The organism is uncultured Ellagibacter sp. (assembly GCF_934617235.1).
Classification (GTDB): Bacteria; Actinomycetota; Coriobacteriia; order Coriobacteriales; family Eggerthellaceae; genus Ellagibacter.
In genome coordinates, this window is sequence record NZ_CAKTTZ010000075.1 from 1 (window position 1) to 5,576 (window position 5,576).

Below are 5,576 nucleotides of genomic sequence, written 5' to 3' on the forward strand. Positions count from 1 at the left end.
GAGTAAAGGAAGCGCAGCTCAGGTCTTGAAGAGTTAAATCGAGGTACAATATGCAGTGTTCGAACAAGCTGCCAGGAAAGGAAACCAATGGCTGCCTATAATTTTGAGGGCCATATCACCGACATCCCGGATTATCCCGAGAAGGGCGTGGTGTTTAAGGACATCACGACGCTACTGAAGGAGCCCGAAGGATTTCACGCCGCGATAGATGCAATTGCGGATCACTTCAAGAATGCAGGTATCACGAAAGTTGTCGGTGCTGAAGCGCGAGGCTTTCTCATTGGTGCGCCCGTCGCTTATCGTCTTGGCGCGGGGTTCGTGCCTGCGCGCAAGCCGGGAAAGCTGCCTCGAGAGGTTCGCACGGAAAGCTACGAGCTCGAATATGGGACCGACGAGCTTCAGATGCATGTGGATGCGCTCGACGAGAACGATGTGGTGCTGATCATCGATGACTTGGTGGCAACTGGCGGCACGGCGGTTGCTCAGGCCAAGCTGGTATCCCAATATGGCAGCAAGCTGGCGGGAATGGGGTTCCTCATGGAGCTTGATTTCCTTCATCCGCGCGAGGCCATCGCGAAGGTGACCGACGTGGATGTATTCGCTCTCGTTCATGTTCAATAGCGCGTGCGCGATTGCGCGGGTGGCGCTCACCTGACTCGATAAGTCGAGGGTCGCGCCACGAGCCATCCGGTTTCTCTAAAACAAGAAAAGGCCTCAATCGCGAGGCCTTTTCATTATATATGAGCTGGTGGGGAAGGAAAATAGCGAGCAGTTGCCCTGATAGCGCTACGATAGTGTGGCGTCAACGGCGCGCATGACGGCTCCTCGCATGCCTGCATCTTCGAGCGCCGCGACGCCCTTGATGGTTGTGCCGCCAGGGCTGCATACAGCGTCCTTCATAGCGCCAGGGTGTGTTCCCGTCGCAAGATGGAGCTCGGCGGTTCCTGCCATCATCTGCGCGGCAAGTCGATAAGCGGTCTTACGAGGAAGGCCGTTTTTCACGCCACCATCGGCAAGCGCTTCGAGAAACATTGCAGCAAAGGCCGGCCCGCAGCCGGCAAGCGCACTTGCGACAGAAAGAAGGCGTCCCGGTAACATCTCGATAAGTGCGATGGGGGAGAAGAGCTCGGTGAAAATGCTCCATTCATCATTGGTGAGAGTATGGTGCTCTTCGCAGGAGATAACGCCTTTCCCGATGGCGATCGGTGTGTTGGGAATCGTGGAGAGATGCCGCGACCCTTCGCCGAGCAGGTCGTCGTAGAAATCGAATAACAGCCCGGCGGCAACCGAGACGACCGCCTTCTCGCGAAGGGCCTCGCAAACAGGAGAGAGGACCTCGGTGACGAGGTGAGGCTTCACCGAAACGATGATGAAGTCACTGTTTTCGACAACTTCAGCAGGGGTTTCAAGCGCTTGAATGCCGAGAGACGCGCATCTTTTTCCGAGCGAATCGAAATGCGCGGCGCAGGCGCTGATGCGCGACCCCTCGACGCCAGCGTGCTCGACGAGCCCTTTCGCCATGGCGCTTGCCATATTGCCGAATCCGATGAAGCCGATACGCGCAGTTTTCGCGTCCATAATGCTCCTTTCAGCGGGAGGGATGGGTTTTCGCCATTGTAGCGCAGCCCATCAAGGGAGAGTGCCCAGGCTGCACCAAGCGTAACAAGCCATGCGTTAAACGCGACACCTGAGTGAGCGCCAACGCCATTGCGAGAGCCGACGCCATTGCGGGTGCCGACGCGGTCGTAAGCGATTGCGAGACAGTGAGCGCCAACGCCGTCGCGAGTAATGACGCGCCTGCGAGTAAATGACGCCGCTGCGATCAATGCGCCCGCCTTTCACTTCAAAACTGCGACTCGCTTATAATGGTTGCTCGAAAACGAGAAAGGCTCACTCATGAAATACAAAGTTCGCTATATCAAGAATTCCGAGCGGTCGGACGTGCCATTCGTCTTCGAAGAAACTGAGCTTGACGCCGTAGATGAGGCGGCTGCGCGCGATGCTTACGAGGCGGCGAAGTCGTCGGCTCCCGAAGGTGCCCTTCGCATCGATTTGGTATGCGGCGAAGGCTACAACTGGGAAAAGGTCGCAGAGGACACGCTGTAGCAAGGTTCCAAGAGGTTGCGCCAGGTCGTTAGGTAGGTGAGCTTTGCCGCCTGGTCGGCAACCCGCCGCCGTTCACCGAGCGCAAACGCTCGCTGCCGCGCTTTACACGGACTTTACAAAAGCCAGATATTCCCAAGACACGCGCTCCTTACTGTGTTCATCAGCTTCGAAGGGGCAGGTTGGGTTTAGTCCCTTCGAGCAGAGAAAACACTCGAAGGGAGAACGAAAACACATGGATCCGGCAACTCTAGTCGTGGTGGCGCTCGTCATCATCACGGCTCTCACGTTCGACTTCACGAACGGTTTTCACGACACCGCTAACGCCATGGCGACCTCCATCGCCACTGGTGCGCTCAAGCCGAAGACAGCCGTCATCGCGGCGGGAACGCTCAACCTGGTCGGCGCATTCCTGTCGACCGAGGTGGCGAAGACCATTTCGGGCGGCATCATCAACGAGCAGCAAGTCACCATCAGCGCTGCCTTCATCTTTGCAGGGCTTGTCGGAGCTATTGTATGGAACCTTATCACCTGGCTTGTTGGCTTGCCGTCGAGCTCGTCGCATGCCCTGTTCGGAGGCCTAGTCGGCGCCGTCATTGTGGGCGCAGGTGTTGAAGGCGTGAACTTCGCAGCGGTCCTGACCAAGGTTCTCATCCCTGCGCTCGTAAGCCCGGTGGTCGCAGGACTTGCGGCGTTCTGCGCGGTGAAGCTGATCTTTTTCGTAGTGCGCAAGATGGAAGAGGGGCAAATCGAGTCGGGCTTCCGCCACGGCCAGACGGTGACGGCGTGTCTCGTCGCGCTTTCCCATGGCACCAACGACGCCCAGAAAACGATGGGCATCATCACGCTGACGCTGATCGCCGTGGGCTTCCAGCCTTCCGGTTCGGGTCCCGAGCTGTGGGTTGTCGCCATCTGCGGCCTCGCCATCGCGCTCGGCACCTACATGGGCGGCTGGCGCGTCATCCGCACGCTCGGCAAGGGCTTGACCGAAATCTCGACCCCGCAGGGCTTTGCCGCAGAGGCAGCTTCGGCGACGACGATTCTCGTATCCTCCCACATGGGCTTTGCGCTTTCGACCACGCAGGTGTGCTCCGGATCCATCATCGGCACGGGTCTTGGCAAGAAGGGCAACAAGGTGAACTGGGGTGTTGCCGGCAAAATGGTCATTGCGTGGCTTGTCACCTTCCCTGCCGCCGGCATCATCGGTGCTCTTGCCTGTGCGCTTGCGAAGACGGGGCTTTGGGGCACCGTCGCTGTCGCGTTCATCGCATGTGCCGTCGCGTTCATCATCTGGCGCATGTCCCGCCGCAACCCGATCAATTCCGCGAACGTCAACGAGCGTGCTGATGTCAAGATCAACGCCAACGCTAACGCGAAGACTGCCGCTGCGGCCGCTTAACAAGGAGGAGCTCGTTACATGCTGACCCAAGAAATCGTTAGTTTTATCACTGTTCTCGTTGTTGCCGTTTGTGTTGCGTGCTCGATTAGCGTACTGTATGCATCGGGGCTGCGCTTGTGGGCGCGCGCCGATGGCGACGTGGAGCGCGAAACGCGTTTGATGACCCGCCTCGCCTCGGCCGTCTGCTTCGCTGCCTGTGTGGCCATCGTGCTGTTCGCACTGTGGCTCATGATTCCGATGTTCCACTAACTGGAAGAGAAACGGAGGCCCACCATGGCGAGCATTCTCGTTGGTGTTGATGGAAGCGAGCGCGGTCGTCGCGCACTGGATTGGGCGGTTGCGCGTGCCGCCGAGCGCACGGGCGCAAGCTTGATGCTTCTCGCGGTTGTGAATTCTGCTGAGGCGAAGAAGCTCGGCGCGGAAGCCGAGATGGTGCATACCACCGTCGAAGCGGCGCTTCGCGAGAAGAAGGAAACGCTTGCGGCTGAGCATTCTGGCGTTGCCGTTGAGACGAAGATCGTTGATGGCCCCACCGTGGAATCGATCGTGGAGGAAGCCGTCAACCACGACATGGTGGTTTTGGGATCGCATCACGGGGCTTCGATCACCGAAACGTTCGGGGGCGCGACTGGCCTGCGCGTGTCCGTGCAGGTGAAGATCCCAACGGTTGTCGTTCCCTGCGATTGGGATGTGACTTGTGCTGGCAAGTCTGGCATCGTGGTGGGCGTGGGTCCCGACAACGTGTCGGATGCTGCGGTGGCGTTCGGCGTTGGCGAGGCAATCGACTCCGCTCAGTCACTCGACTTGGTGAGCGCATGGGGCATTCCCGCGTGGATGTCTCGTCCGGCCGAGAGCATGGGCGGCGGCCTTGAAGAGGTTGGTCGTCAGCGCCAAGCCGAAGTCGACGAGTTCGTCGCTCGCATCAAGACCGCGAACCCCGCGCTCGAGGTGACGGGCCGCTCGATCGAGGGTCCTTCTCCTACGCGCGTGCTCCTGGATGCGTCGAAGGACGCGCAGCTGCTGGTTTTGGGCACGCATTCCCGTGCCGCACTTGGGCGTGCGCTGTTCGGCTCGGTCACGCATAGCATGCTTTTGAACCTGGCCACGCCGACGGTTGTCGTGCCGAAGGCCTAGGGCGTCGTTCGGGCGGCAACGCATTCGACAATGAAAAGGCTCGCGATCATCGTCGGTCGCGAGCCTTTTTGCGTGAAAATGGGCACGTGTAGCGAGCCTGAAACACATGCGTATGCGAAGTGTAGGATAATAAGCTCCGCAAGGCATGAAATAACATGACGGCTGGAAAGCCGGGTCAGCCATGAAACTGGCCTTGGGGCCGGGCGAGATAGAGGGGTTTCTATGATTAAGCTTTACGATGGTGGAGTGTTCCTGCGTAAAGGGACCGAAATCGTTCCCGAAGCGGAGGCGGCGGCGTGCGGTATTTCCGATGCGCCTCGCGAAGCGCGACAGAAGACGATCGCGTATTCGATCCTGCAGGCGCACAACACCTCGGGCGATCCAGGCGCGCTGAAAATCCGCTTCGACGCGATGGCCAGCCACGACATCACGTTCGTCGGTATCATTCAGACGGCGCGCGCATCGGGCATGACGGAATTCCCCTTGCCCTACGTGCTCACCAACTGCCACAACTCGCTGTGCGCCGTGGGCGGCACCATCAACGAGGACGACCACGTCTTCGGTCTTTCTGCCGCGAAGAAGTACGGCGGCATCTTCGTGCCCCCGCATATCGCCGTGATCCATTCGTTCATGCGCGAGAACTTCGCCGGTTGCGGGAAGATGATCTTAGGCTCCGACTCGCATACGCGCTACGGCGCCCTCGGCACGATGGCTATCGGCGAAGGCGGCGGCGAGCTGGCAAAACAGCTGCTGCGCGACACCTACGACGTGGCGTACCCCGGCGTTGTGGCCATATATTTGGAAGGTGCCCCGCGCCCTGGCGTCGGTCCGCACGACGTGGCCCTCGCTATCATCCGCGAGGTGTTTGCAAAGGGATACGTGAAGAACAAGGTGATGGAGTTCGTGGGCCCGGGCATCGCGTCTATGACGACGGACTTCC

At 59.5% G+C, this 5,576-nt stretch carries 7 protein-coding genes; 6 read left to right on the plus strand and 1 reads right to left on the minus strand.

All coding sequences use genetic code 11. The annotated features are described in order from the left end of the window. Positions 1 to 87 precede the first annotated feature (87 nt). On the plus strand, positions 88 to 621 hold the full coding sequence (locus Q0G85_RS10120; protein WP_297157614.1) for an adenine phosphoribosyltransferase: 534 nt from the start codon (positions 88 to 90) through the stop codon (positions 619 to 621). Positions 622 to 786: 165 nt separating this feature from the next. On the opposite strand, the gene proC is transcribed toward Q0G85_RS10120, so the two are convergent. Beyond that, positions 787 to 1,578: a pyrroline-5-carboxylate reductase gene (proC, locus tag Q0G85_RS10125; RefSeq protein ID WP_297157616.1), complete on the minus strand. Its 792-nt coding sequence runs from the start codon at positions 1,576 to 1,578 to the stop codon at positions 787 to 789. Positions 1,579 to 1,896: 318 nt separating this feature from the next. Here proC and Q0G85_RS10130 point away from each other — a divergent pair, with 318 nt between their 5' ends. The 5 genes from Q0G85_RS10130 to Q0G85_RS10150 all read left to right on the plus strand — a co-directional run. Then, on the plus strand, positions 1,897 to 2,106 hold the full coding sequence (locus Q0G85_RS10130) for a hypothetical protein (RefSeq protein WP_297157619.1): 210 nt from the start codon (positions 1,897 to 1,899) through the stop codon (positions 2,104 to 2,106). Positions 2,107 to 2,338: 232 nt separating this feature from the next. Next, positions 2,339 to 3,502, plus strand: coding sequence for an inorganic phosphate transporter (locus tag Q0G85_RS10135; RefSeq protein ID WP_297157623.1), 1,164 nt, complete (start codon positions 2,339 to 2,341; stop codon positions 3,500 to 3,502). An 18-nt stretch (positions 3,503 to 3,520) separates the two neighbouring features. Beyond that, positions 3,521 to 3,751 (plus strand): hypothetical protein, encoded by a 231-nt coding sequence (locus Q0G85_RS10140; RefSeq protein WP_297157626.1) that lies wholly within the window; start codon positions 3,521 to 3,523, stop codon positions 3,749 to 3,751. A gap of 24 nt (positions 3,752 to 3,775) precedes the next feature. Continuing rightward, the gene (locus Q0G85_RS10145) at positions 3,776 to 4,636 is read left to right on the plus strand and encodes a universal stress protein (RefSeq protein ID WP_297157629.1); all 861 of its coding nucleotides are present in this window, start codon (positions 3,776 to 3,778) and stop codon (positions 4,634 to 4,636) included. Between the two features lie 222 nt (positions 4,637 to 4,858). Next, on the plus strand, positions 4,859 to 5,576 hold a 718-nt coding region (locus tag Q0G85_RS10150), incomplete at its 3' end, for an aconitase family protein (RefSeq protein ID WP_297157632.1).

What these genes read in the sequence shown, in the direction of transcription:
- Q0G85_RS10120 (WP_297157614.1), top strand. Translation starts at nt 88, where the DNA reads ATGGCTGCCTATAATTTTGAGGGCCATATCACCGACATCCCGGATTAT.
- proC (WP_297157616.1), bottom strand. Translation starts at nt 1,578, where the DNA reads ATGGACGCGAAAACTGCGCGTATCGGCTTCATCGGATTCGGCAATATG.
- Q0G85_RS10130 (WP_297157619.1), top strand. Translation starts at nt 1,897, where the DNA reads ATGAAATACAAAGTTCGCTATATCAAGAATTCCGAGCGGTCGGACGTG.
- Q0G85_RS10135 (WP_297157623.1), top strand. Translation starts at nt 2,339, where the DNA reads ATGGATCCGGCAACTCTAGTCGTGGTGGCGCTCGTCATCATCACGGCT.
- Q0G85_RS10140 (WP_297157626.1), top strand. Translation starts at nt 3,521, where the DNA reads ATGCTGACCCAAGAAATCGTTAGTTTTATCACTGTTCTCGTTGTTGCC.
- Q0G85_RS10145 (WP_297157629.1), top strand. Translation starts at nt 3,776, where the DNA reads ATGGCGAGCATTCTCGTTGGTGTTGATGGAAGCGAGCGCGGTCGTCGC.